Annotated in this window: 19 protein-coding genes, 2 tRNA genes and 1 pseudogene; 14 read left to right on the top strand and 8 right to left on the bottom strand. The window is 47.2% G+C overall.

The annotated features are described in order from the left end of the window. Window positions 1-15 precede the first annotated feature (15 nt). Window positions 16-1,779: a RagB/SusD family nutrient uptake outer membrane protein gene (locus BN102_RS00580; protein ID WP_019207100.1), complete on the top strand. Its 1,764-nt coding sequence runs from the start codon at window positions 16-18 to the stop codon at window positions 1,777-1,779. A gap of 57 nt (window positions 1,780-1,836) precedes the next feature. After that, entirely contained in the window at window positions 1,837-2,301 is a 465-nt protein-coding gene (locus BN102_RS00575; RefSeq protein ID WP_019207099.1) for a hypothetical protein, read from the top strand. 763 nt (window positions 2,302-3,064) lie between these two features. On the opposite strand, the gene BN102_RS00570 is transcribed toward BN102_RS00575, so the two are convergent. Both BN102_RS00570 and BN102_RS00565 read right to left on the bottom strand, forming a co-directional pair. Beyond that, the gene (locus BN102_RS00570) at window positions 3,065-3,325 is read right to left on the bottom strand and encodes a thioredoxin family protein (RefSeq protein ID WP_019207098.1); all 261 of its coding nucleotides are present in this window, start codon (window positions 3,323-3,325) and stop codon (window positions 3,065-3,067) included. 20 nt (window positions 3,326-3,345) lie between these two features. Continuing rightward, a tRNA-Arg gene (locus BN102_RS00565) sits at window positions 3,346-3,417 on the bottom strand. A 249-nt stretch (window positions 3,418-3,666) separates the two neighbouring features. Here BN102_RS00565 and BN102_RS00560 point away from each other — a divergent pair. The 3 genes from BN102_RS00560 to BN102_RS00550 all read left to right on the top strand — a co-directional run bounded on the left by BN102_RS00560 (window position 3,667) and on the right by BN102_RS00550 (window position 10,345). Then, window positions 3,667-7,110 (top strand): TonB-dependent receptor, encoded by a 3,444-nt coding sequence (locus tag BN102_RS00560; RefSeq protein WP_036786876.1) that lies wholly within the window; start codon window positions 3,667-3,669, stop codon window positions 7,108-7,110. Between the two features lie 366 nt (window positions 7,111-7,476). Next, window positions 7,477-9,324: a 2-oxoacid:acceptor oxidoreductase subunit alpha gene (locus BN102_RS00555; RefSeq protein ID WP_021311876.1), complete on the top strand. Its 1,848-nt coding sequence runs from the start codon at window positions 7,477-7,479 to the stop codon at window positions 9,322-9,324. Between the two features lie 16 nt (window positions 9,325-9,340). After that, window positions 9,341-10,345 (top strand): 2-oxoacid:ferredoxin oxidoreductase subunit beta, encoded by a 1,005-nt coding sequence (locus BN102_RS00550; protein ID WP_019207095.1) that lies wholly within the window; start codon window positions 9,341-9,343, stop codon window positions 10,343-10,345. Window positions 10,346-10,424: 79 nt separating this feature from the next. Here BN102_RS00550 and BN102_RS00545 read toward each other — a convergent pair whose 3' ends face one another. From BN102_RS00545 to bamJ (BN102_RS00530), 4 genes are all read right to left on the bottom strand, one after another. Then, window positions 10,425-10,928 (bottom strand): pyridoxamine 5'-phosphate oxidase family protein, encoded by a 504-nt coding sequence (locus BN102_RS00545; protein ID WP_019207094.1) that lies wholly within the window; start codon window positions 10,926-10,928, stop codon window positions 10,425-10,427. A gap of 11 nt (window positions 10,929-10,939) precedes the next feature. Beyond that, entirely contained in the window at window positions 10,940-12,055 is a 1,116-nt protein-coding gene (locus tag BN102_RS00540; protein WP_019207093.1) for an OprO/OprP family phosphate-selective porin, read from the bottom strand. Between the two features lie 365 nt (window positions 12,056-12,420). Beyond that, window positions 12,421-13,290 (bottom strand): BamJ family beta-barrel-assembly machinery protein, encoded by an 870-nt coding sequence (gene bamJ, locus BN102_RS00535; protein WP_019207092.1) that lies wholly within the window; start codon window positions 13,288-13,290, stop codon window positions 12,421-12,423. 16 nt (window positions 13,291-13,306) lie between these two features. After that, complete coding sequence (gene bamJ, locus BN102_RS00530; protein ID WP_019207091.1) at window positions 13,307-13,891, bottom strand: BamJ family beta-barrel-assembly machinery protein; 585 nt, start codon at window positions 13,889-13,891, stop codon at window positions 13,307-13,309. A gap of 139 nt (window positions 13,892-14,030) precedes the next feature. Between bamJ (BN102_RS00530) and BN102_RS00525 the strand changes: the two genes are divergently transcribed. Further along, the gene (locus BN102_RS00525; RefSeq protein WP_035455490.1) at window positions 14,031-14,729 is read left to right on the top strand and encodes an SIR2 family NAD-dependent protein deacylase; all 699 of its coding nucleotides are present in this window, start codon (window positions 14,031-14,033) and stop codon (window positions 14,727-14,729) included. 69 nt (window positions 14,730-14,798) lie between these two features. Continuing rightward, window positions 14,799-14,963, top strand: a complete 165-nt coding sequence (gene rd / locus BN102_RS10620; RefSeq protein ID WP_021311021.1) for a rubredoxin — start codon at window positions 14,799-14,801, stop codon at window positions 14,961-14,963. Window positions 14,964-15,106: 143 nt separating this feature from the next. Here rd and pnp read toward each other — a convergent pair whose 3' ends face one another. Then, window positions 15,107-17,353 (bottom strand): polyribonucleotide nucleotidyltransferase, encoded by a 2,247-nt coding sequence (gene pnp / locus BN102_RS00520; RefSeq protein ID WP_019207088.1) that lies wholly within the window; start codon window positions 17,351-17,353, stop codon window positions 15,107-15,109. Window positions 17,354-17,548: 195 nt separating this feature from the next. Here pnp and BN102_RS00515 point away from each other — a divergent pair, with 195 nt between their 5' ends. From BN102_RS00515 to BN102_RS00505, 3 genes are all read left to right on the top strand, one after another. Then, window positions 17,549-18,700: a thioredoxin-like domain-containing protein gene (locus BN102_RS00515; RefSeq protein ID WP_019207087.1), complete on the top strand. Its 1,152-nt coding sequence runs from the start codon at window positions 17,549-17,551 to the stop codon at window positions 18,698-18,700. Between the two features lie 186 nt (window positions 18,701-18,886). After that, window positions 18,887-19,351, top strand: a complete 465-nt coding sequence (greA, locus tag BN102_RS00510) for a transcription elongation factor GreA (RefSeq protein WP_019207086.1) — start codon at window positions 18,887-18,889, stop codon at window positions 19,349-19,351. A gap of 9 nt (window positions 19,352-19,360) precedes the next feature. Next, window positions 19,361-19,765, top strand: a complete 405-nt coding sequence (locus BN102_RS00505) for an HIT family protein (protein WP_019207085.1) — start codon at window positions 19,361-19,363, stop codon at window positions 19,763-19,765. Window positions 19,766-19,898: 133 nt separating this feature from the next. Here the strand turns inward: BN102_RS00505 and BN102_RS00500 are convergent, their stop codons facing one another. After that, window positions 19,899-20,942, bottom strand: a complete 1,044-nt coding sequence (locus tag BN102_RS00500; RefSeq protein WP_019207084.1) for a mannose-1-phosphate guanylyltransferase — start codon at window positions 20,940-20,942, stop codon at window positions 19,899-19,901. 166 nt (window positions 20,943-21,108) lie between these two features. On the opposite strand from BN102_RS00500, the gene BN102_RS00495 reads away from it, so the two are divergent. The 4 genes and pseudogenes from BN102_RS00495 (at window position 21,109) to BN102_RS00480 (ending at window position 24,075) form a co-directional block, all read left to right on the top strand. Continuing rightward, window positions 21,109-21,195, top strand: a tRNA-Leu gene (locus BN102_RS00495). Window positions 21,196-21,448: 253 nt separating this feature from the next. Next, window positions 21,449-21,897, top strand: a pseudogene (locus BN102_RS00490) (PD-(D/E)XK nuclease family transposase); the annotation flags it as partial. Between the two features lie 605 nt (window positions 21,898-22,502). Beyond that, complete coding sequence (locus tag BN102_RS00485; RefSeq protein WP_019207082.1) at window positions 22,503-23,666, top strand: C10 family peptidase; 1,164 nt, start codon at window positions 22,503-22,505, stop codon at window positions 23,664-23,666. A gap of 4 nt (window positions 23,667-23,670) precedes the next feature. Further along, window positions 23,671-24,075, top strand: a complete 405-nt coding sequence (locus BN102_RS00480; protein ID WP_019207081.1) for a hypothetical protein — start codon at window positions 23,671-23,673, stop codon at window positions 24,073-24,075. The last annotated feature ends 46 nt before the right edge of the window (window positions 24,076-24,121 follow it).

Genomic DNA, 24,121 nt, shown 5'->3' with positions numbered 1-24,121 from the left:
TTTAATTCGTTTATCATGAAACAGATATACATACTGATAATAGGACTGACAACTGCCTTATCCTTTAGTTCCTGCGGAGACGACTTCCTCGGTAAGAAGCCTCAAGGCAGCTTGACCCCCGAGGCTTTGGAAAATGAGACAGGGGTGAACTTGCTGACGATAAACGCCTATGCGGGACTGGCTTCTCCGGTAGACGGCTATTCGCCTTATCAGGCCTCCCCGCTCAACTGGGTATGGGGCGGCATTTACGGCGGCGACGCCAATAAAGGTTCCGATCCGGGCGATCAGTCCGTGTTGAACGAAGTGGAACTCTACAATACGCTTTCCACCAACGGTTATCTTTCCCAGAAATGGGCATGGGTATACGCCGTGGTCAAACGCGTGAACTTAGCGCTGCAGACCTTGGCCGGCGCTCAGGATATGGAGGAGAACCTTCGTAAAATCCGCGAAGGAGAATTGAAATTCATTCGCTCCCTGGCTTGTTTCGAAGGTATCCGCGTTTTCGGTCCGTTCATTCCCTGGGTCGGAGAAGAGATCACGGAGAACAATCCGAAGGTACACAACGATAAGAATATCTACGAAAACGTGCTGGCCGATTTGGACGTCGCCGTGGCGAACTTGCCGGAGAAACAGGAGCAGGTAGGCCGGGTCAATCTGTGGGCGGCCAAAGCTCTGAAAGCCAAAGTGCTGATTTACAAAGGCGATCTGGCTGCCGCCAAACCGATGCTGAAAGAAATATTGGAAAAAGGACAGACCAGCAACGGACTGGCCTACGACTTGGAAGACAACCTGAACAACAACTTCAATGCCTTGACGGAAAACGGCAAAGAATCCGTCTTCGCCATTCAGTATTCCAATGCCGCGCAAGACATGGGGAATGCTGCGCTCTGTCTGGCCTATCCGCACAACTCGGGGCCGGGCGGATGCTGCGGCTTCTACCAACCCTCGTATGAACTCGTCAACTCGTTCCAGGTAGACGCCAACGGACTGCCGTACCTGAACGGCGAATACCGTAGCAAGAAGAGCGTATCCGTAAAAGGCCCTGGCGGAAAAGACGACCCCACCGGCGTCAACGACAATACCATCCCCGTGGATCCCCGCTTGGACTTCGCCGTGGGACGGTTCGGCATCCCTTACAAAGACTGGGGGTTGCCCAAGAACGATTGGGTGCGCAACCCCGTGAACGGAGGCATCTTCATCCCCAAAAAACACGTGTTCAGCAAGGCCGAAGATAACGCCGGGATGAAGAATCTGTATGGCGGATGGGCGCCGGGCTCGTGCATGAACATCGAATACCTGAGCCTTCGCGACTTGATCCTCCTCTACGCCGAATGCTTGGCCAACGACGGGCAGTTGGCGGAAGCCATGGCGCAAGTGAACCGGATTCGTACCCGCGCCGCCCTGGATGTCAACATCGTCAGACTGCCTGACGGAAAACCTGCCGCCAACTACTCGATTTCGCTGTATCCGGCTTCGCATGCCGCCTTTACCGACAAAGACGTCTGCCTCAAGGCTATCCGGATGGAGCGAAAACTGGAACTGGCCATGGAAGGCGAACGCTGGTTCGACCTGGCCCGCTGGGGAGGAGACTATATGTCGGCCGAACTGAAGGCTTATATCGAATATGAAAAGGAGTATATCCCGAAGTTTGCAGCAGCATCCGTCTTAAATCCTGCCAGGACTATGCTCCCGATCCCCGACAGCCAGATACAGACCATGGGCAACGACAAGGACGGAAAACCGTACTTGGTACAACCGAGCGCCTGGAACAATAACTAATCGACTGAAAAAAGTACGCAGCAGCACTGCTGCGTACTTTTTTATACCTGTCTCCCGATGAAAACAAAGCTTATATTGTGCTGTTGCATTTCCCTTTTGGCGTGCGGGTGCAAAAAGAAACAACCCTTGCGCGATTTCGCCTTCACGTACACGATGGAGATCATTCAACATTACAGGGTTTCGTTCTCCTTCGACAGCCAGAAGCGATTCCGAACGGAGATCGCCAACCATTACATGGATAAGGTGGAAAACAAACGACGGCCGGAAATCAAAGCAGGACGACTGACGGACGAACAGTTCGACCGCCTGAAAACGCTCTTGGAAGAGGCCGACCTCCCCTCCATGAAGGAGGATTACGGCTTCGACAAGCATACGCAGGCATCGCAGGACATCCTCGTCCAACTCATCCTAACACAGGGGGAAGAGAAGAAATACATCAGCATCCTCTACAATCGCGAGCAACGGTTTCCGCCGCCTTTCGTCCGGCTCATGAGCGAGCTGAACCGCTTTCTGAAACGGTAACATGAAACCGCACTGAAAATCCTCGCACCCACCCAAGTCATCTACGAGGAATGCACGCTAAGAACCGAACGATGACATCTTTCCAGACCTCAGCTCTTCCGACCCGCTCCGACTCTGGTTTTCAATGGCCGGACTTTTTCCTTGTGGGGAACATGCATCTCGTCAGCGATTATTCGCCATGCGAATTGCTTTGACGGAGTTGTCCGCCGGGTAACCCTGCCTGTAGGAGCGATTGTCGACTATGAAAACGAATTTCCGTTCCTGTCGAAGTGGTCGCCAATAAGGAAGACGGATTTTCGTTCCCTTCCGGTCGGTCGGCGAGAATGAAAACGAGTTTTCATTTTCGCCGCGTCGGTTGCAGGGAGGTAAAATGGATTTCTATGCATGCCGCATGAGTTGTAAAGGGTTAAAATAAATTTCTATTCATGTCGCATACGTTGCGAGGTACTAAAACGGATCTTTATGCATGCCGCATGGGTTGCAAGGTGCTAAAACGGATTTGTATTCAGACCGCATGCGTTGCAGCGACCAAAAATGAAAATTAACTCGCTGCAACCGACGCGGCAGCACCGAAACCGACGTACTACTCCCGTTGCACTATGCGGCAGCGCGGAAAATGGATTTCTATTCTGACCGTGCCATGCTGCGCCGGCAAAACCGGAATTTGACTCCTGTGGAATGGTTCGGCAGACAGGGTAAACCGGAAGCGCCGCCGCCACGGAACGCACCGCCGATTCGGCGGCGGGAGCGAAGGAAATACCCCTTATTCCAGCGCTTTCCGAAGCACGGCTTCCATCTCCTCTTTGAAGATACCGCCCTCGTGCACCTTCTTCCCGTCAACATAGAAAGTGGGGACATAGTAATAGTCGTATCGGTCGGCTATCTCGGGCTGTTCGCTTTCTTCGACGGTATCGATTTCCACGGTCTGCAGTTCGGGGTGTTCCCGTTTCAGTTCCTCGATGTAACGAAAAGCTTTCTTGCAGAAGGGACACTCCTTCAAATAAAAATAGGTGATGGGTTTCATAAGCGTTGTGATTAATACGGTAGCCCCGAGCAGAATCGAACTGCTATCAAAAGTTTAGGAAACTTCTATTCTATCCGTTGAACTACGAGGCCTTTTATGGAAAAAGATGATCGTCCGGCAAAGGTAGTGGTTTTTGCGAATACGACAACGCAAAAGTCGATCTTTTCTTTATACTCATTCTGAATCGACGTACGAATGCCTCTGAAGATGAGGCGAAGAGAATAATTTTTGCCTTTCGCATGCATTTTTAAGGTGGAAGTATTCAATGTTTCTTTTAATTTTATTACATTTGTAAGGCGTTATCAAATGAAAATTCTAAATTTAATTAATAATTGAGACTTATGTTAAAAAGAATGCGATCTTTCTTGGCAGTCGTTGTTACGATGATTGCCGTAAGCGTCAACGCACAGATTACCACTTCTACCCTAAGCGGTAAGGTGGTTGATGCTAATGGAGAAGCCATTATCGGTGCCACAGTGCAAGCCACTCATACACCTTCCGGCACTCATTACGGTACTGTCACCAACATGGATGGGCTTTATACCATTCAAGGTATGCGTACCGGCGGTCCGTACAAGGTAGAGATTTCCTACATTGGTTATCAAACAGTGAACTATACGGATGTGGCATTGCAACTCGGCGAAATCTATAACTTGAATGCTTCGTTGAAAGAAACTTCGGAGGTGTTGGAAGAGGTGGTGGTGATCGCCGCCCGTTCCAGGTTCGCTAACGAAAAGACGGGAGCTTCTACCAATATCTCGAATGCGCAACTGACAAGCATACCGACCATCAACCGCAGCATTTCCGATATCGCCCGCCTCTCTCCGTATGCGAACGGAATGAGCATCGCCGGAGGCGACGGCCGTTCGACGAATTTTACCATCGACGGAGCCAACTTCAATAACAACTTCGGCTTGAGTTCTAAACTCCCCGGCGGCGGCAACCCGATTTCCATGGATGCCATCGAGGAAGTGCAAGTCGTAGTCGCTCCGTTCGACGTGCGCCAAACCAATTTCATCGGCGGCGGCATCAATGCCATCACGAAATCGGGTACCAACACGTTCAAAGGTACGGCGTATTACTATTACCGCGATCAGGATATGCGCGGCAACAGAATTGACGGCGAAGACCTGGGCGCTCGGCCGGAAGAGTCGAAGAAAACTTTCGGTTTCACCTTAGGCGGACCGATCGTGAAGAATAAACTGTTCTTCTTTGTCAATTACGAAAACGAGAAAACTCCGGGGCAGGTGATCAAGTATCGTGCCGCTACAGAAGGCGAAACGGGCGGGAAAGACTTGGTATCCCGTACCACGGAAGCGGACATGCAACGCGTCTCGGATTACGTAAAGCAGAAGTACGGTTACGATACGGGCTCATTCACTAATTTTCCCGCCGATGAAGAGAATACGAAATTCCTGGCTCGTTTGGACTGGAATATTACCGACCGCCATCACTTGAGCGTTCGTTATAACAATACGAAGAATACGACTTGGAATGCCCCCAACGGTAACTCTTCCGATACGGGGCAACGTTTGAACAACACTTATCGTGTCGGTCCGCAGTCCATGTCGTACGCCAACAGTATGTATTCGATGAATAATAAGGTACAGTCCTGGTCTGCCGATTTGAACAGCCGCTTCACGGATAAAATTTCCAATCAGTTGCTCTTCACTTATACGAAGATCGACGATGTGCGCGGGTCTACCTCTTCCCCTTTCCCGTTCATCGATATTATGGCAGGGAAGGATGCGGAAGGCAACCAGATTATGGAGCCCTACCTCAGCTTAGGTTATGAGTTGTTTACTTGGAACAATGGCGTACATAATAAAGTGACGAATATCACGGATAATTTCACCTACTATTTAGGCGCACACAAATTCACTGCCGGCATCAGCTTTGAACATCAACTGGCCAACAACGCTTACATGCGCAACGCTACAGGCTATTACCGTTACAACAGCATAGACGATTTCCTGAACGGAGCTACTCCGGAATCGTTTGCGCTTACTTACGGTTTCAACGGCGTGAAGAATCCGAATGCGCAGGTGTCGTTCAATCAGTGGGGATTCTATGTGCAGGATGAATGGAATATCAGTCCGAAGTTTAAATTGACTTACGGCGTTCGCTTCGACGATTTGACGTTCGATAACGACGACTTGCAGCGTAACACTGCGATCTACGATTTGACCTTCCGCGACGATCGGAAGATCGATACGGGCAAGTGGCCCGAATCGCGTATACAGATTTCTCCGCGTATCGGTTTCTCTTGGGACGTCCTGGGCGACAAGATGCTGAAGGTGCGAGGCGGTACCGGTCTCTTTGCCGGTCGTCTGCCATTGGTATTCTTCACCAATATGCCGACCAATGCCAATATGGTTCAAAATAGCGTCAAGTTCACGACTTCTTATCTTAATGGCAAACCGACAGGTGCTTACGATCCTCGTTTGGATCGGTTCAAAGGCAATATGCTGACGAACACGGACGATATGATCAACACGTTCAACTTGCCGACCACTCTCGAAAAACATTATGCCGGCAGCAAGATCTCGGGAGTGGATAAGAATTTCAAGATGCCGCAGGTATGGAAATCTTCCATTGCGATCGATTACCAGTTGCCCGTCTCCTTCCCCCTGACGGTTACCGGCGAATTCATGTTCACGAAGAATATCAATGCGGTTGTAATCGATAACATCAATATCAAGAATCCGACCGAATGGAATTATTATGCCGATGCGTCCCCCTCAGATCGCCCGGGCTCGGTATGGACGCTCTCTTCAACTGGTATCCAGCGTTTTAACGGGGCGGATAACCGTATGATGTACCCGAGCCATACGATAAAGACTTATAACGCCCAGGGAAAGGTCGTTAAATCGGCTACCGTCTTCGATTATCAGTACCATAACGGAAAGAATGCCGTGATGTTGGCCAATACGCATAAAGGATGGGGATATACGGCAAATATTACCGTCAACGCGCAGCCGGTTAAAGACTTGAACTTGATGTTGGCTTATACGCATACGCAATCGAAAGAGGTTTCCGGATTGCCGGGCAACGACCCCATTTCAACCTGGCAAGGCTTGAATACGATCGACGGACCGAACTTCGCAACTGTTCAGCGTTCGCAGTATGTCATTCCCGATAAGGTGATTGCGTCCGTAGGCTATTACATCCCGTTCCACCATAAAGGGCTGTTGCGGGGAACTCACCTGAACTTGTTCTATTCTGGATATAGATACGGAGGCTATAGTTATACCTACGTCAATGATATGAACGGTGACGGTATCAATAACGACTTGATGTACATTCCGAAGAATGACAGTGAAATCCTTTTCGGTTCGTTCGACAAGCATGGTGAGTTCAAGGCCAATGACGCCGATCGCAAGATTTTCTGGGACTTTGTGAATCAGGATCCTTACCTGAAGAAGCATAAGGGCGAATATGCCGAAGCTTATGCAGCGCGTACGCCTTGGGTACATCGCTTCGACCTGCGTGTGGCGGAAGATTTTTCGTTCAAAATCGGCAAGACGGAACATACTTTCGAATTATCTCTCGACTTCATGAATATTGGAAATATGCTCAATTCCAAGTGGGGAGTTTATAAGTCCAATGTCGTTTCGAACTACAGCCGTATCTTGAAATACGAAGGCGCCGATGCGAACAGAACTCCGGTTTTCTCCGTGTACAAGGACAGACAGGGCAACTATCCTACCGAATCGTACGCCGTTTATAAGGATTACAGCCAGTGTTGGAAGCTGCAGATCGGTTTGAAGTACTACTTTAATTAATAAAGTTAAAATCTCTATAGGAAGAGGCGATTCCTCCACATGGGATCGTCTCTTTTTTCTAATCGATGCGGTCGCTTCTGTTTATCATTATGCGAGGACATCCCCGGCAAAATAAGCGTAAGTGCCGGACAAAACACGTTATGGTTTTGGAAAACGAAAGGAGGAATTTACAAATAGTTAGTAGTTCTTTGTATTTTTACCTCTTTTCCGGTACATTTTACTGCTTTTCGGTGGAAGATAAGAGCGTAGGATTTCTTTTTGTCATTGTCGAAAGGAATAAAGTTTGTTTTTCTTTTGAAATGTCGAAGAACTTTCCGAAATTTGCCGCAAATAATTAACTCAATTATAACCTTAAATGTTTTGTATATGACAGATGAAATGGTTGTCAAGGAACTGGATCAGGTGGTTGTCCGTTTCTCAGGCGATTCAGGCGATGGTATGCAACTTGCGGGAAATATTTTTTCGAATATTTCCGCGACGGTTGGAAATGACATCAGTACCTTTCCGGATTATCCGGCGGATATTCGTGCTCCGCAAGGCTCTTTGAACGGCGTATCGGGCTTTCAGATCCACATCGGCGCCGAGAAGGTCTACACCCCGGGCGACAAGTGCGACGTGCTGGTAGCGATGAATGCGGCGGCGCTGAAAACGCAGTATCAGTTTGCAAAACCTACGGCTTGTATCATTATCGATACGGATAGCTTCAAGGAATCGGATTTGAAGAAAGCAGCGTTCAAGACGGATAATCCTATCGAAGAAATGGGTATCCGACAAGACGTGATCGCCGCTCCCATTACCAAGATGGTGAAGGATTGCCTAGCTGATTCGGGTATGGATAACAAATCGATGTTGAAGTGCCGGAACATGTTCGCCTTGGGGTTGGTTTGCTGGCTGTTCAACCGCGACCTCGAGGCCGCCGCCGCCTTCCTGCGCGGGAAGTTTGTCAAAAAGCCGGAGATTGCCGAAGCTAACGTGAAGGTGATTCGGGCCGGCTATGATTACGGGCATAATACCCATGCATCTGTCGCTCATACTTATAAGATCGAATCGAAGACGAAAGCTCCGGGAAAGTACATGGATATCAGCGGCAACAAGGCGACCGCTTACGGGTTGATCGCCGCTGCGGAACGGGCGGGATTGAAGCTTTATCTGGGCTCTTACCCCATCACCCCGGCTACGGATATCCTGCATGAGTTGGCTAAACATAAATCGCTGGGCGTAATTACCGTCCAGTGCGAAGACGAGATCTCCGGTTGTGCCTCTTCCATAGGCGCTGCTTTCGGCGGGGCCTTGGCCGTGACTTCTACTTCCGGGCCGGGAGTGTGCCTGAAGTCGGAGGCGATGAACTTGGCCGTGATTACCGAATTGCCCTTGGTCATTATCGATGTCCAGCGCGGCGGACCGTCGACAGGACTGCCTACGAAGTCGGAGCAGACCGATTTGCTGCAGGCTTTGTTCGGCCGGAACGGCGAATCTCCGATGCCGGTGATTGCGGCAATCTCTCCGACCGACTGTTTCGATACCGCTTATCTGGCCTGCAAGATAGCGCTGGAGCATCTGACTCCGGTTATCCTGCTGACCGACGGGTTCATTGCGAACGGTTCGAGCGCGTGGCGTTTGCCGGACTTATCCGCGTATCCGGAAATCCGTCCGCCGTATGCGACGCCGGAGCAGCGAGGACATTATGCACCTTATCTGCGCAATCCCGACACGTGCGTCCGTTATTGGGCTGTTCCGGGGCGGGAAGGATATACGCATATCCTCGGCGGTTTGGAGAAAGATAGCGATACGGGCGCCATCTCGACAGATCCGGAGAATCACGATAAGATGTGCCGCCTCCGTGCCGAGAAAGTCGCTCGCATTCCCGTTCCCGACGTAGAAGTGTTAGGCGATAAGGAGGATGCCGACTTGTTGATCGTCGGTTTCGGCAGTACGTTCGGACATTTGTATTCGGCGATGACGGAGATGAAGAAAGAGGGGAAGAAAGTGGCTTTGGCGCAGTTCAAATACCTGAACCCGTTGCCGAAGAATACGGCGGAAGTGTTGAAGCGGTATAGGAAAGTGGTGGTGGCCGAGCAGAATTTAGGTCAGTTCGCCGCCTATCTGCGTATGAAAGTCGATTGTTTCGTACCGTATCAGTATAACGAAGTAAAGGGACAGCCGTTCCAGGTGAGCGAGTTGGTCGCCTCTTTCAATCATATTTTATCTTTATAATTCAAGACGTAAGACCATGAGCGAATATACAATCAACGATTTTAAGAAAGGACAACCTCGTTGGTGTCCGGGGTGCGGCGATCATTTTTTCCTGGCTTCGCTGCATAAAGCGATGTCCGAGTTAGGCATCGCTCCTCATCATACTGCTGTGATTTCAGGTATCGGTTGTTCCAGCCGGTTGCCTTATTATATGCATACGTACGCCATGCAGACCATTCACGGCCGCGCCGCCTCCATTTCTACGGGGCTGAAGGTCGTACGTCCGGATGTGACCGTCTGGCAGGTTTCGGGCGACGGCGACGGGTTGGCTATCGGCGGGAATCATTTCATCCATGCCGTCCGTCGTAATATCGATATCAATGTGATTCTGTTGAACAATCGCATTTACGGTTTGACGAAAGGCCAATATTCGCCGACCTCTCCCAGGGGATTCGTCAGCAAATCCTCCCCTTACGGGACGGTCGAGGATCCGTTCCACCCGGCGGAACTCTGTTTCGGGGCAAGAGGACGTTTTTTCGCCCGCTCCGTCGCCAGCGACGCGCAGGGAACGGTTGAGATCCTGCAGGCGGCGATGAAACATAAGGGGACTTCCGTCTGCGAGATTTTGCAGAACTGCGTGATCTTCAACAATGGCGCCTACGATGCCGTCTATACGAAAGAAGGTCGGGTCAAAAACGCGATCTATCTGGAGCACGGAAAACCGATGCTTTTCGGTGAGAACCGGGAGTTCGGGCTGATGCAGAGTGGTTTCGGACTGAAGGTCGTCCGCTTGGGCGAAGACGGTGTCAGCGAGCAGAATATCCTCGTGCACGACGCCCATTGCATGGACAATACGTTGCAGTTGAAGCTCGCTTTGATGGAAGGACCGGACTTCCCCGTCGCCTTGGGAGTGATCAGGGATGTAACGGCTCCGACTTACAACGAAGCGGTGGAAGAACAGATCGAGGAAGTGAAAGGAAAGAAGAAATACCATAACTTCGACGAGCTGTTATTGACGAACGATATTTTCGAAGTGAAATAGAGGGTTTTGAACCGATGTCGTCGAGGCGCTCCTAAACGGAGCGCCTCGACGCGTATGTCAGCTTCCCGCAAATGGTTCGCTACTCGTCCAAGCCGTGCATATTCGGGTCGTTCAGTTTGTGTAGGTTGCTCTTGGCCGTCATCTCGAGGACCGTTAACCGCATCACCGTCGTAGCGGGAACGGATTTTAGGTTGACCGGGAAGCCGTCCGGATGATAGTGGGCGTTCAACAGGATCAGAGCATGTACCTTTTCTTCGTCGGGGAGCAGCTCTATTCGGCCTTTCCCTATGACACTGGCATAGGCCATGGTGCAATATTGCGCGTCGTCACGGAATAGCAGCCGGTGTCGGCAATCCATCTCGAAGGCGACGATCGGATGTTCCCGGATATAATCGTACTTCATGCCTTCTTTCGCGCCATGAAAATACAGGTAAACGACGCCGTCGATCACTTCGATGCCGAAGTTCAGCGGAAGGATGTAAGGAATTTCTGCTCCGTTGAAAGCGATGCGACAGACGTCGGACGCTTTCATGATCTCTACTTGTTGATCGAAATCAGTCACTTCGCGGGTAGCTCTTCTCATCAGGATCAATGTTAAAAACGAAATTGAATGCGCGATTGGAACAGACCCCAATTCGTTTTGCCGACAGTCGACTGGGCATCGGCCCACTGGTGCGAATAGTTGAACCGGAAGATCAGGTTCCTGTTCAGGTAGTAATTCGCCCCGACGGAGAGATCGTGCAAACGACCTCCTCGGAAGACGCGATCGTTCAAGTCGGTATAATTGAAGCGTCCGAAGAGGATGAGCGCCTCGGGTCCTGACGCACAGACGGGCAAAGCATCGACGGGATTGTAACCCAAAACGGAACCTTTCACCACCCAGCCTCCTTCCACATAAGTGCCTTGCCCGCAAAAGGCGGGGTGTGGGTATCGCTCAATCCACACCTTCATGTATTCCGCCTGAACGAAAAACGCTCCGTCCTGCGCGAATGTTTCTATGTTCCATTGCCATTGCCGGCGGACATGATCCACCGGGAGGGCGAACAGCGAAGGGGCGGGGAGGGACGTATTAGCTTTGCTTTTTAACGTGATCAGCCGAGAGGTTGCTTCTTCGTGGCGGTCGGGCACGCGGAATACGGCTCCGCTTCCGATATGGAACAATTTCCCGATGTCGTGGTACGGACGGAAGACGAAGCGTACCGAGGCATTGTAACCCTGTTCCGTTTTCTGATCGGTCCATACGCCGTCGCCGCAAAATACGCCTGCCGAAGCGTAGTACGTTGGAAGGTTCAACGTATAGGAGGCACCGAGTCGTCGGCCGAAGTAAAAGGTCTCGGCGCAGTTCGAGGCGGTGAGGAACAAGAAATCGTTGCTGCTCGAAGATTGGTCTAAACTGAAGAATCCTAACATGTAGCCCGTGCGAAAGATGTGCCGTCCGATTGTCTTCTCGATAAAGACATCCTTCAACCGGATCTGATTCCTTGCGAACGAGATGTCCATCTTCGCATACCAGCCGTCGTTCCAGCGGTATTTCCCTGTCAGGCGCACATCGGTAATGGCTACGCCCGAATGGAATCCCTTGGGAGCGCCCGCGTACCATCCGCCATCGATAAAGAGGCGTCCGCCCAGCGTCGGTCCGTCGCCTGCGTGTATCGCGGGGGCGACCAGCAGAAAGAGAAACGATCCTATGATTCGGCGGTATTTTTCCATAGAGGCATATCGTTATTGTTAGTGTCGTGCAAAGGTAGTGCATCTTTCGATACAATCCTACTGTTTTTTGCCTTTCTCCGCATCGATCGGAGATGCTGGCGAACATTTCGCCAAGACCCCGAAACGTTCCGTATCGGAAAAATAACTTATTCCTGGCCCTCGGGGCGCTCCGTGGCAGCTCCCCTGCGAAGGGAGGTAGCATTAAAAGCTCCTCATCCCGAGTCTCAGGGGGAAGCGGGTTATTTTGAAAAATTTTTCCTTTGGATCGTAAGAGGAAGGAGGAGTAGGGGCAGCAAGACAGCTGCCCTTTTGAGTTTCCATTCAAAAGGGCAGCCTTTATCAATCAATTAAAAACCATGGGCGGTTTATTTCTTGTCGATACCGATCAATTCGATTTCGAAAATCAAGGCGGAGAAAGGATTGATCTTGGCGCCGCTGCCGTTTTCTCCGTAACCCAATTCTTGGGGGATGTACACCATCCATTTGGAGCCGACGGGCATCATCGTCAACGCTTCCGTCCATCCTTTAATGACCTGATTGGCACGAAAAGTCGCCGGTTCCGAACGCTGGTAAGAACTGTCGAATTCCGTACCGTCGATCAGCGTTCCTCTGTAATGCACTTTCACGGACGAGGAGTCGGCTGGGACGGGACCCTTGCCTACCTTCAGGATTTTGTATTGCAGACCGCTCGGCGTGGTTTTCACGCTGTCGTTCTTGGCGTTCTCTGCCAGGAATTTCTCGCCGGCGGCCTTGTTGTCGGCATATTTCACCAAGTTGGCTTTGTGTTTGATGATTTTCGTCTGAGCGTCCACGTAGGCCGTAGCGCTGTCGACGCTGACCTTCGCCTTATTCTTCATGGCATCGATGAAACCGGCCAGGATATTGTTTTTACTTAATTTCTGGGTAGAGTCGCCGGCAAAGATGCGGTCGTTTATCGCTTCGTACATGCGTCCTGCTACCTGTTGTCCGATCTGCACTCCGGCTAAGTAAGCTTCGTCGGCTTTCGATGTTTTTGTCATTCCTTCTTGCACGCCGCGTCGGAAGTGGGCCATGTTGGTCGAGTCGATGCCGAGCTGCTGAGAGACGTACATGTCCAGACCTTGCGTATTGGCGATGCCGATCATGTACGAGAGAGTATCGACACCGTCTTGGAGTGAAGCTTTGGGAGCTTGAGCATTACAGGAGGCCAGCCCCGCTGCAGCGATAAGGGCTGCGAAATAAATCAGTTTTCTCATTTTTTTTGTTTTTTAATTATATGATTTGTATTAATTCGATATCGAAAATCAAGGTGCTGTAAGGAGGGATGAGTTCGCCCGCTTGCTGGGCCCCGTAGGCGAGGTCGGCAGGGATGTATAGGCGCCATTTGGAACCTTCGTTCATCAGCTGAAGCGCTTGGGTCCAGCCTTTGATGACTTGGCTGACGCCGAATACGGCGGGGACGCCGCGCTGGACGGAGCTGTCGAATACCGTGCCGTCGATCAGGGTCCCTTCGTAATGGCATTTGACACGATCGGTAACTGTCGGTTTCTTTCCGTTCCCTTCGCTTAGGATCTCGTATTGCAACCCGCTCGGCAGCGTAACGATTTCCGTGCGTTTTCGGTTTTCTTCCAAGAATGCTTTTCCTTTCCGGATTCGCTCTTCGTTGAGCTTCGCTTCCATGTTTGAAAAATAGCTGTTTACGATATCTTGAGCTTCTGTAAACGTCAAGGGCGTTTTTCGGTGAGCGAATATATCCTTGATGGCTTGGGCGAAGTCGTCGATGTTTAAGTCTTTCGTTCCCATGCTCAGTAAATTCTGGCCGATGCCCATTCCCATCGCATAACTGAATTTGTCCATGTTTTTTATCGCTTTAACCGATTCTTTTATCTGAATTGCAAAGGTAGAAGTTTTATTTGAATGATTGGAGAATTGCTGGCAAATTTTTCCTATTTTTGTTGCAAAGAGTCATATTCAATAAAAGCGGGAGGATCGCATGATGAAAAAATTGGTGGTTTTAACGGGAGCGGGCATGAGCGCCGAAAGCGGATTCAGTACATTCCGCGATTCCGGCGGGCTATGGGAACAGTATAACGTGGAAGATGTGGCTACTCCGCAAGGGTACGAACGGGATCCCCGGTTGGTCATCGACTTCTATAACAAGCGTCGTAAACAGCTCCAGGATGCCAAGCCGAATAAAGGCCATGAATTGGTAGCCGGACTGGAAAAAGCATATGAGGTAACGGTCATTACTCAGAATGTGGACGATCTGCACGAGCGTGCAGGCAGTAAAAACGTGATTCACCTGCACGGAGAGTTGACGAAGGTTACTTCCACCGATCAACCCAATAATCCGGAGTATATCCGAACGCTTCGACCGGAAGAATGGGAGGTGAAGATCGGCGATAAAGCCGCCGACGGCAGTCAGTTGCGCCCTTTCATCGTCTGGTTCGGTGAGGCGGTCCCTAAAATCGAAGATGCCGTTCGTTGTGTGGAACGAGCTGATATTTTTCTGATTATCGGTACTTCTCTGAATGTATATCCTGCGGCAGGGCTGTTGAATTATGTGCCTTATGACGTTCCGGTTTATTTGATCGATCCGAAAGAAGTCGCGATACCCTCGGGCAGAAAAGTGCGTGTCATCCGTAAAGGCGCTTCCGAAGGGATGGAAGAATTTATAAAAGTCATAGGCGACTGAGAGGTAGATTTTTCTAAATCGTTTATCTTTGTTACGAATACTAATTACTAACAATTTTAATTTGACAAGATGAAAAAGTATGTTTGCACAGTATGTGGTTGGGTGTATGATCCCGCAGTAGGCGATCCCGATAACGGCATCGCGCCGGGTACGGCTTTCGAAGATCTTCCGGACGATTTCGTTTGCCCTCTCTGCGGGGTAGGCAAGGAGGATTTCGAGGTCCAGGAGGATTGATATCCTTTAAAGGTAATCTGGATGCCCCGGCAGGCATTCTGCCGGGGTCTGAAATTGTTGCGGAGGAGCATTAATGCCGAGCGGCTGCACCAAAACTTTCGTTTCGATGCAGCCGCTTCGGGTTTTGTACCATCGGATGATGCTTAATTATCGTTTCCGTCGTTTTCCTCCTGACGCTGCGGTTTGTTAGGACGATACTCCCGGCGGTCATTATGGTTGCGGTGATCTTTGTGCGATGGACGATCTCCGCGCTCCTGACGTTCCGAATGCCCTTCCGGTTTGGGTAACAGCACCCTATGCGACAATTTGAATTTACCGGTCTTCGGATCGATATCCAAGAGTTTCACCTTAATGGTGTCGCCTTCTTTCAATCCGGATTCTTCGATCGTTTCTAAACGTTTCCAGTCCATCTCGGAGATATGAAGCAACCCGTCCTTGCCAGACAAAAATTCCACGAATACGCCGTAAGGCATGATTGACCTCACCTTTCCTTCGTACACTTCACCCACTTCTGGAACGGCGACAATGCCTTTGATCATGCGCATCGCGTCGTCGATGCTCCGTTTGTTCGAAGCAGCGACTTCGATATGCCCGCCGTCCTCCTGTTCTTCAATGGTGATGGTCGTTCCGGTCACTTCTTGCATGTTCTGGATGATCTTTCCGCCGGGGCCGATGACGGCGCCGATAAATTCTTTCGGAATGATCATGGTCTCTATACGAGGTGCATGCGGTTTCAATTCAGGGCGAGGTTCCGCCATCGTCTCAGTCAATTTGCCGAGGATGAATTCGCGACCGGCCTTGGCTTGGGCTAAGGCTTTGCCCAGGATTTCATAAGACAGTCCGTTGCATTTGATGTCCATTTGCGTAGCCGTAATACCGTCACGCGTGCCCGTCACCTTAAAGTCCATATCACCCAGGTGATCTTCGTCGCCGAGGATATCCGAAAGCACAGCATATTTATCGCTATTGTCGTCCTTGATCAACCCCATAGCGATGCCCGAAACCGGCTTCTTGATCGGAACACCGGCGTCCATTAACGATAAGGTGCCTGCGCAAACAGTGGCCATTGAGGAGGAGCCGTTTGATTCGAGAATGTCGGAAACAATACGAATGGTGTACGGATAATCGGTAGGAATTTGTCCTTTCAAGGCGCGCCACGCCAAATGACCGTGTCCGATCTCCCGTCGTCCGACGCCGCGTTGCGCTTTTGCCTCACCGGTTGCGTAAGGAGGGAAGTTGTAGTGTAATAAGAAACGCTGTTTGGTTTGGTTTAACACGTCGTCGATGGTCTTCTCGTCCAATTTTGTTCCCAACGTGCAAGTGGACAGGGATTGGGTCTCGCCGCGAGTGAAGATGGCTGATCCGTGAGGGCCCGGTAGTGGACTGACTTCGCACCAGATAGGGCGGATATCCGTCGTTTTCCGTCCGTCGAGACGTTTCCCTTCGTCCAGGACGCAGCGACGCATGGCCTCTCGTTCGACTGCTGCGTAATACCGATCGATCATAGCTTCTTTCTCTTCGAGCTCTTCTTCCGAATACTGCGCTTTGAACTCATCGACTACGGCTTGGAACGAATCTTCACGCAAATGCTTATTGGTAATGGCGGAAGAGGCTAATTGGTATGCTTTTTCGTAGCAGGCATTGCGCACGGCTTTTCGCAAGTCTTCGTCGTTTTCTTCGTGATCGTATTCGCGTTTCGTCGTCGATCCGACTACTTCCGACAGCTCTATTTGTGCCTTGCATTGCGTCTTGATCGCTTCGTGAGCCACTTTCAGGGCATTCAATAAATCTTCTTCCCTCACTTCGTTCATCTCGCCTTCTACCATCATGATGTTATCGTAGGTAGCGCCTACCATCAGGTCCATATCGGCTTTTTCAAGCTGTTCGAAAGTCGGATTGATGATGAACCGTCCGTCGATTCTGGCTATGCGAACTTCGGAGATCGGTCCTTCGAAAGGTATGTCGGAAACAGCTAAGGCAGCCGAAGCCGCCAGACCGGCCAGGGCATCCGGTATATCGACGCCGTCGGCTGAGAAAAGAATGATGTTCACATATACCTCGGCGTGGAAATTCTCGGGGAAAAGCGGGCGGAGCACCCGATCCACGAGTCGGCTTGTCAGGATTTCATAATCGGAAGCCTTGCCTTCGCGCTTGGTAAATCCGCCGGGGAAACGTCCGAATGCCGAATACTTTTCTTTGTAATCTACTTGGAGCGGCATGAAATCTGTACCGGGAACTGCATCTTTTGCTGCACAAACAGTAGCAAGCAACATGGTGTTACCCATGCGAAGCATAACAGAACCGTCTGCCTGTTTTGCCAGCTTTCCCGTTTCGAGCGTGATGGTTCTTCCATCAGGGAGCTCGATTGTTTTAACAATAGGGTTGATCATAAAAATTATAGTTATCTTAAATTCGTAAAAATACGCGCAAAGATAGCTATTTATTTAGTTATTAGATGATAAAGTGCTAAAAACTTGATCTTTTTATCGATTTTTTAATGAGAATGTGTAAGAAACTGAAAAAAACTTTGCTAAATCGGTAAAACGCGTATCTTTGCACAAAAATAGATGTAGGGTGTATTAACAATGAGAAAGAGTGTATTTTTTATTTTGATGCTATTGCTGAGTTTGGGCAGTTGTGATAATGAAGCTAAATTTGTAGTTAAAGGCGAGATAAAGGATGCAAAGGATCAAATACTTTATTTGGAGAAATCCAGTATTGAAGGTGTGGTTCTGCTCGATTCGATGAAAATGAAAGGCAGCGGGGTATTTGAATTTACTCAGAAGCGCCCGGAAGCGCCCGAATTTTATCGGTTACGATTGAAAAACGATGTCATCAATTTTGCCGTAGATTCCATAGAGACGGTATTTGTCAAAGCGGATGCGAAAGATTTCTCCACAAACTATATCGTCGAAGGTTCTGAAAATAATCTGAAGATAAAAGAATTGGTACTGCTTCAGGCGGATCTGCAGAAAGAAGTGAATCGGTTGGGGAGAAGCAATTTACCTCCCGGTATTGTGCAGGACAGTCTTACCGCAATGGTCCAACGATATAAGGATCAGGTGAAACGTAATTATATTTTTGCCGAACCTAATAAGGCGTATGCGTATTTTGCCTTATTTCAGACCTTGAACGGTTATATGATCTATAATCCTTTATCGAACAAGGAGGATATAAAATGCTTTGCGGCTGTCGCAACGAGTATGAATAATGCCTATCCTCATTCCGACCGTTCCAAGAATCTTTACAATACGGTTATCAAGGGCATGAAAAACACGCGTACGCCAAAGATGGATACGTTGAATCTGCCTGTAGATAAAATAAAGGAATCCGGCGTCATAGAGATTGCTTTGAAGAATATCGACGATAAAGTTTGTCGTTTGACAGATCTGAAGGGAAAAGTCGTTTTGCTCGATTTTACCGTTTATAATCATGCGATGTCTTCCAGTCGCAACTTGGCGTTGCGTGAGTTGTACAACAAACTCTTTTCGAAAGGTTTGGAGATCTATCAGATCTCTTTGGATACCGACGAACATTTTTGGAAGACTCAAGCTGATAAATTGCCGTGGGTTTGCGTGCGCGATCCGAACGGCATTTATTCCGAATATGTCAACGTGTACGGCATTACGAACCTGCCGACTATCTTCTTGATCAATCGTTCCAATGAGCTGTTGAAGCGTTATGATACGAATACGGGAATGGCTTCTTTAGAAAAAGATGTTGAGGCGATTTTGTAAGATATCGCAATGGCGAATTTCTTATTAAATATGTTACAAAGCATAGGATAAATTTTTGATTTGTTCCATCGAAAGCTGTACCTTTGCAGAACATGATAGAAAAGGGTTCCGACATGCTAAGTGTCGGAATTCTTTTTGTTGTATTTTGAAAAAGAAATAAATTATTAAAAATGAGGAGGAAAGAGCATGGCTTATATTTCAGAAGAGGGTTACCAGGAGATGGTAAAGGAGCTTAGGCGATTGGAATCCGTGGAACGCCCGAAAGTAATTGCTGCCATCGCCGATGCCCGGGATAAGGGAGATTTATCGGAGAATGCCGAATATGATGCAGCTAAAGAGGCCCAGGTTTTGTTGGAATCGAAAATCAATCAGTTGAAGAACGATATCAGCGATGCTAAGATTATTGATACGTCGAAGTTAAGTACTGATACTGTCCAAATTTTAAGTAAGGTCGACTTGAAGAATGTGAAGACCGGCGCGAAGATGAACTATACTATCGTGGCCGAGAAAGAGGCCAACCTGAAGCAAGGAAAGATCTCGGTGAATACACCGATTGCGCAAGGTTTGTTAGGAAAAAAGGCAGGCGACATCGTGGATATTCAAATCCCCAAAGGCATGATCAGCCTGGAAATATTGAGAATTTCATTTTAATTAATAGCGATGGCAACCATATTCAGTAAAATCATTGCAGGAGAAATTCCGAGTTATAAAGTAGCGGAAGACGATCGATTTTATGCTTTCTTGGATATCAATCCGTTGGTACAAGGGCACACACTTGTCATCCCCAAGCACGAGGTTGACTATTTATTCGATTTAAGCGACGAAGAGTTGGCCGCTATACAAGTTTTTGCCAAAGGAGTCGCTGCAGCCATTAAAGAAGTTTGCCCCTGCATTAAAATCGGGCAGGCTGTGCTCGGTTTGGAAGTACCTCATGCACATATTCACCTGATTCCGATAAATAAAGAATCGGACATGATTTTCTCGAATCCGAAAATGAAATTGGCTGATGAGGAATTTAAACAACTTGCCGATTCTATCCGTACGGTTTGGGAAAACAGGAAATGATTGGTCTTTTGAAAAAGGGAGGGTGTGTCGAAATGAGAGTTTGGCCCCCCCTTTTGTTGTACATCCTCTATATGAATTTCTCACTTTCCGGCGGCCCGGCAGACAGGAGCCCTTTTGAGGTGTTGTACATCCTCTATATGAATTTCTCACCCGATTTTATTTGCACATCGTTGAGAAACTTGCGGATAGACGCGTCGTCGTCTTTCTTGCAAATTAACAATACTTTATCTTTGGCTGCAATCAGATAGCCGTCGAGTCCTTGCACAATCGCCAAGCTCTCTTCCGGAACGGAGACGATGTTATTCCGACAGTCGTACAGCATGGTTTCTCCCTGTAAGGTCACGTTTTGGTCTTTGTCTTTGTGGTATTGATTGTACAACAATTCCCATGTGCCTAAATCGGACCACCCGAAATCGCATAACTGAACGAATACGTTATCGGCTTTTTCCATGACGGCGTAGTCGATAGAAATATTAGGGCAGGAAGCAAATTCTTCGATCCCATAAGCTAATTTCGTACAGAGGCCGGGCATTTGTTTCTGCAGGGCTTTGATGATCGTATCCACGTTCCATAAGAAAATACCTGAGTTCCAATAGAATTCTCCGCTTTCTACAAACATCTTGGCAAATTCCAATTGAGGTTTCTCTACAAATGTCTTTACTTTAATGAATCCGTCTTCCTTTTCGTCTGTCAACTGGATATATCCGTAATCGGTTACGGGGCCTTTCGGTTTAATGCCTAAGGTAAGCAAGTAGGGACGTCGGTCAACGAACTCCAATCCATTGATTATCGCTTTTCGGAATTCGTCCTCCTTTAAAATAAGGTGGTCCGAGGGAGCTACGATAATATTGGCATTCGGATTTTTTTTCTTAATCATAAAGCAAGCCCAGGTAATACTTGGAGCCGTATTTCTGCGCATCGGCTCGAGAATAATCTGGCTGTCCTCCAACTCCGGCAACTGTTCGCGGACCAACTCTTTATACATGACGTGAGTAGAAACGATGATATGTTCCGGCGGGACAATTTTTTTATAGCGATCGAATGTTTGCTGTATGAGGGTACGTCCTGTCCCAAAGAAATCGAGAAACTGTTTAGGCATATTTTCACGGCTGACGGGCCACAGTCTTCGTCCAATTCCGCCTCCCAATATGATACAATAATTGTTATTATAGGCCATTGTGAAACTTGGTTTAAAGTTTTCGTAAATATAAGTCTTATTTTTCGAATAATCTTATCTTTCTGCATCTAAAAGATATGTTAAATATCTTTTAGCGGAAAAAAGAAGATAAAGTTTGCAGATAAGGAAAAATAGCGTACCTTTGCATCCACGATCAAATGGAGATGCCCAGATGGCGGAATCGGTAGACGCGCTGGTCTCAAACACCAGTGGATTCACTTCCATCCCGGTTCGACCCCGGGTCTGGGTACCAAGTAAAAAGCTAAGTGTTTGATTATTCAATACTTAGCTTTTTCTTATTTTGCAAATGTTCCCAAATTGTTCCCGTGTAAACTTATTCTTCATCTCGTTAAATGGGTTTGAATATCTTTAATCATTGATTATTGTAATACAGAAAAATGGTCTTTGGTGGCTGTTATCTCGTTTGAATATCTTTAATCATTGATTATTGTGGCGACAAGCAGTAAACAGAATGGGTTCTGTCCATCCGTTATTTTAAAAAAATGTCTGATACCGAGTATTTCCATCATGAGGTGAAACTTGTCGATCTCCATACCAAGAGAGTTTTTTACGATAAGCTGACCTTCGTTTATCTGGAGATGCCCAAATTCAATAAGACTGAAGATGAGTTGGAAACCATGTTCGACAAGTGGTTGTTTGTCCTTCGTAATCTCTCTTCCCTTCTTGAGCGTCCCGGAGTCTTACAAAATAGAGTGTTTGACTGCTTCTTTGAAGCAGCTGAGAAGGTAAAATTTAGCAAGACTGAATTGAGCGAGTATTGGGACAGTCTTAAGAATTTCCGTGACTGGTATAGTGTGATATTAACGGCTGAGAAAAAGGTCGTATTGAAGAAAAAAGAGAAAATGTCCGTAACTTGAAGAAACTTGGCGTTGCTGTCGATATCATTTTCCAGGCTACAGGATTGACACCGGAAGAGATAGAAGGAATATCATAAATCATCAGAAAAAGGGACGAACGATAGATGTTAAGCCCCTTTGTTTTGCTCCTATAATTTGAATCTTTGGGCAGGATCAGGTTTACTTTTTCTGATGATAGTTTATGTCCTACATTTTTACTATTTCCTTTTATGAATTGAATATTTGTTCTTGGCATTGACAAAGATTATATTGTTGTTCTCCATCTATGATTTTTTAGTAACTGACCTTTAGGGGATTGATTTGATTTTTATTCCAAAATAGAGTAAAAATAGCTTCACTGTTTGATGATAACGCTGTTCAGTGATATTATTATCATGATATTCCCCTCCTATTCTGTTTGATATGGTTTTGAAGTGTTATTTTTGTACATACGCATTCAATTGGTATTAGTATTATGACGAAGTATGTATAGGTATTATGATGATATCGGAGCGACAGTGATAACGATGGTACTGCAACTGCGATATTCTCACAGATATTACGAAAGTGTTGTCGCAAAGAACATGACCATACTCTTTCCTTCATTGTTTTTAGGTATTTGTGCATTTTGAATACCTACATTTAGGTATTGGTCTAATAACTTAAAATAGCTAATTTTACATTAACAAGAAATCAAATAAAAATGAAAGAGCTATTTAAAGAATTATTTTATGTAATGCTGACATTGTTGACATTGAGCGGATGTAATAATGGGAGTATTGATGAGGTACTATCCAAGGAACCAATATCTCATATTGAATCAAATCTGGACAAAGCGATTAGCACTGCAACAAAAGCATTGCAGGGAATGTGCCAAACCACAAGGAATAATAATAAGGATTGCTTCGTAAAAGAGATTTATCCAATCTTATCCAAAAGAGCTGTAACAAGAGCATCAAATGCCGATACATTGTTATATTTGATTAATTATAATGATGGATTTGCTATCGTGGGAGCACAGAATTACACTGATCAGATCTTTGCCGTTTCAGATAATAGCCAAATGAATATTTCGGACACTATTGCTAATCCTATATTAGCAAATTTGATAAATGCTTATGCTAATTTTGTAGGCGATGATATCTTAAATAAAGGTGTCCAAACAACTCAATCTGGAACAATTATTAATGTTTTGGAATATATGCCTCCGTTAATTCAATCTAAATGGGGGCAAGGGGTGCATTTCTGTGCAATGTATACAGATGGTGGACCAGCAGGTTGTGTGCCTGTGGCTCAAGTGTGTTACTATCATAAGAAACCACAGAGCTTCAATGGTTATCAGTTTGATTGGAATTTGATGCAGAATATAAAAATGTATTCAGATTTTAAAAACAATTCAGAAGCAGGTAAGCAAGTTTCACGATTTTTTTATGAAATAGCACAGAAAATGGGAACTAAAAATGGCAGTACTTATGAAAGCAATATTGTTCCTTGTTTCTCATCGATGGGGTATGATGCAGCTTACTCGTATCTAGATATTCATACTATTAAATGGGGAATATTGAATGGTCGTGAGCCTGCTGTTATTTGTGCCACTACTGATACAGGCAGACATGCTTGGGTTGTTGATGGCTATAGGGAGACCGAAACAAAGACACCACGTCCCAATGGTTATGATTATCAATATGATTATTATCTGCACTGTAATTGGGGATGGGATGGAAATGCGGATGGATATTACAGATATGCGAATTCAATGGGATTTTTTGAATTTGATACAACCTCAGGTGCTGCGTGGGGAGGGGATGGAACTAATGCCAGTTTTGTTTTTACAGAAGATTTCAGGATGGTTTACAATATAAATTAACATTATGAGACGGATTCTTATTTTTATGTATTCCTTCTGTACGCTTTGGGGAATTGCTTCTTGTGACGACCAGAATTCCAATGATAGAGTAGTTGGAAAATGGGAACCGCAATTCTTTTTGCCTAAAGATACTTTTGAATATGATTATAGTGAACAGACAGACATTATTGTTGTTCAAGGAAAGCCTTTTATAATAAACAGTATCCATGATATGGATGATGGCGATTCTGTAAATTGTGTCCATGAGAATGACATCCAATACAAGTGGATAGAAGCAAAATTTACAAAAAACGAGTTGTCTTTATCGTTATTGGAAAATCCGGAAATGCATAAACGCCGTATGTGGCTGTGGCTTAGCTGTGGAGATTATTTCAAGAAAATATATATAATACAAAATGGGAAAATGTAGCTTTTATCTGTAATAGTCAGAACAAGTCTTGACTAATTCATTCTGT

Origin of the sequence: Phocaeicola abscessus CCUG 55929 (assembly GCF_000312445.1) — a bacterium.
GTDB lineage: Bacteria > Bacteroidota > Bacteroidia > Bacteroidales > Bacteroidaceae > Phocaeicola > Phocaeicola abscessus.
The sequence above is the reverse complement of the archived record's forward strand: the minus strand, read 5'-3'. Positions and strand labels throughout refer to the sequence as shown.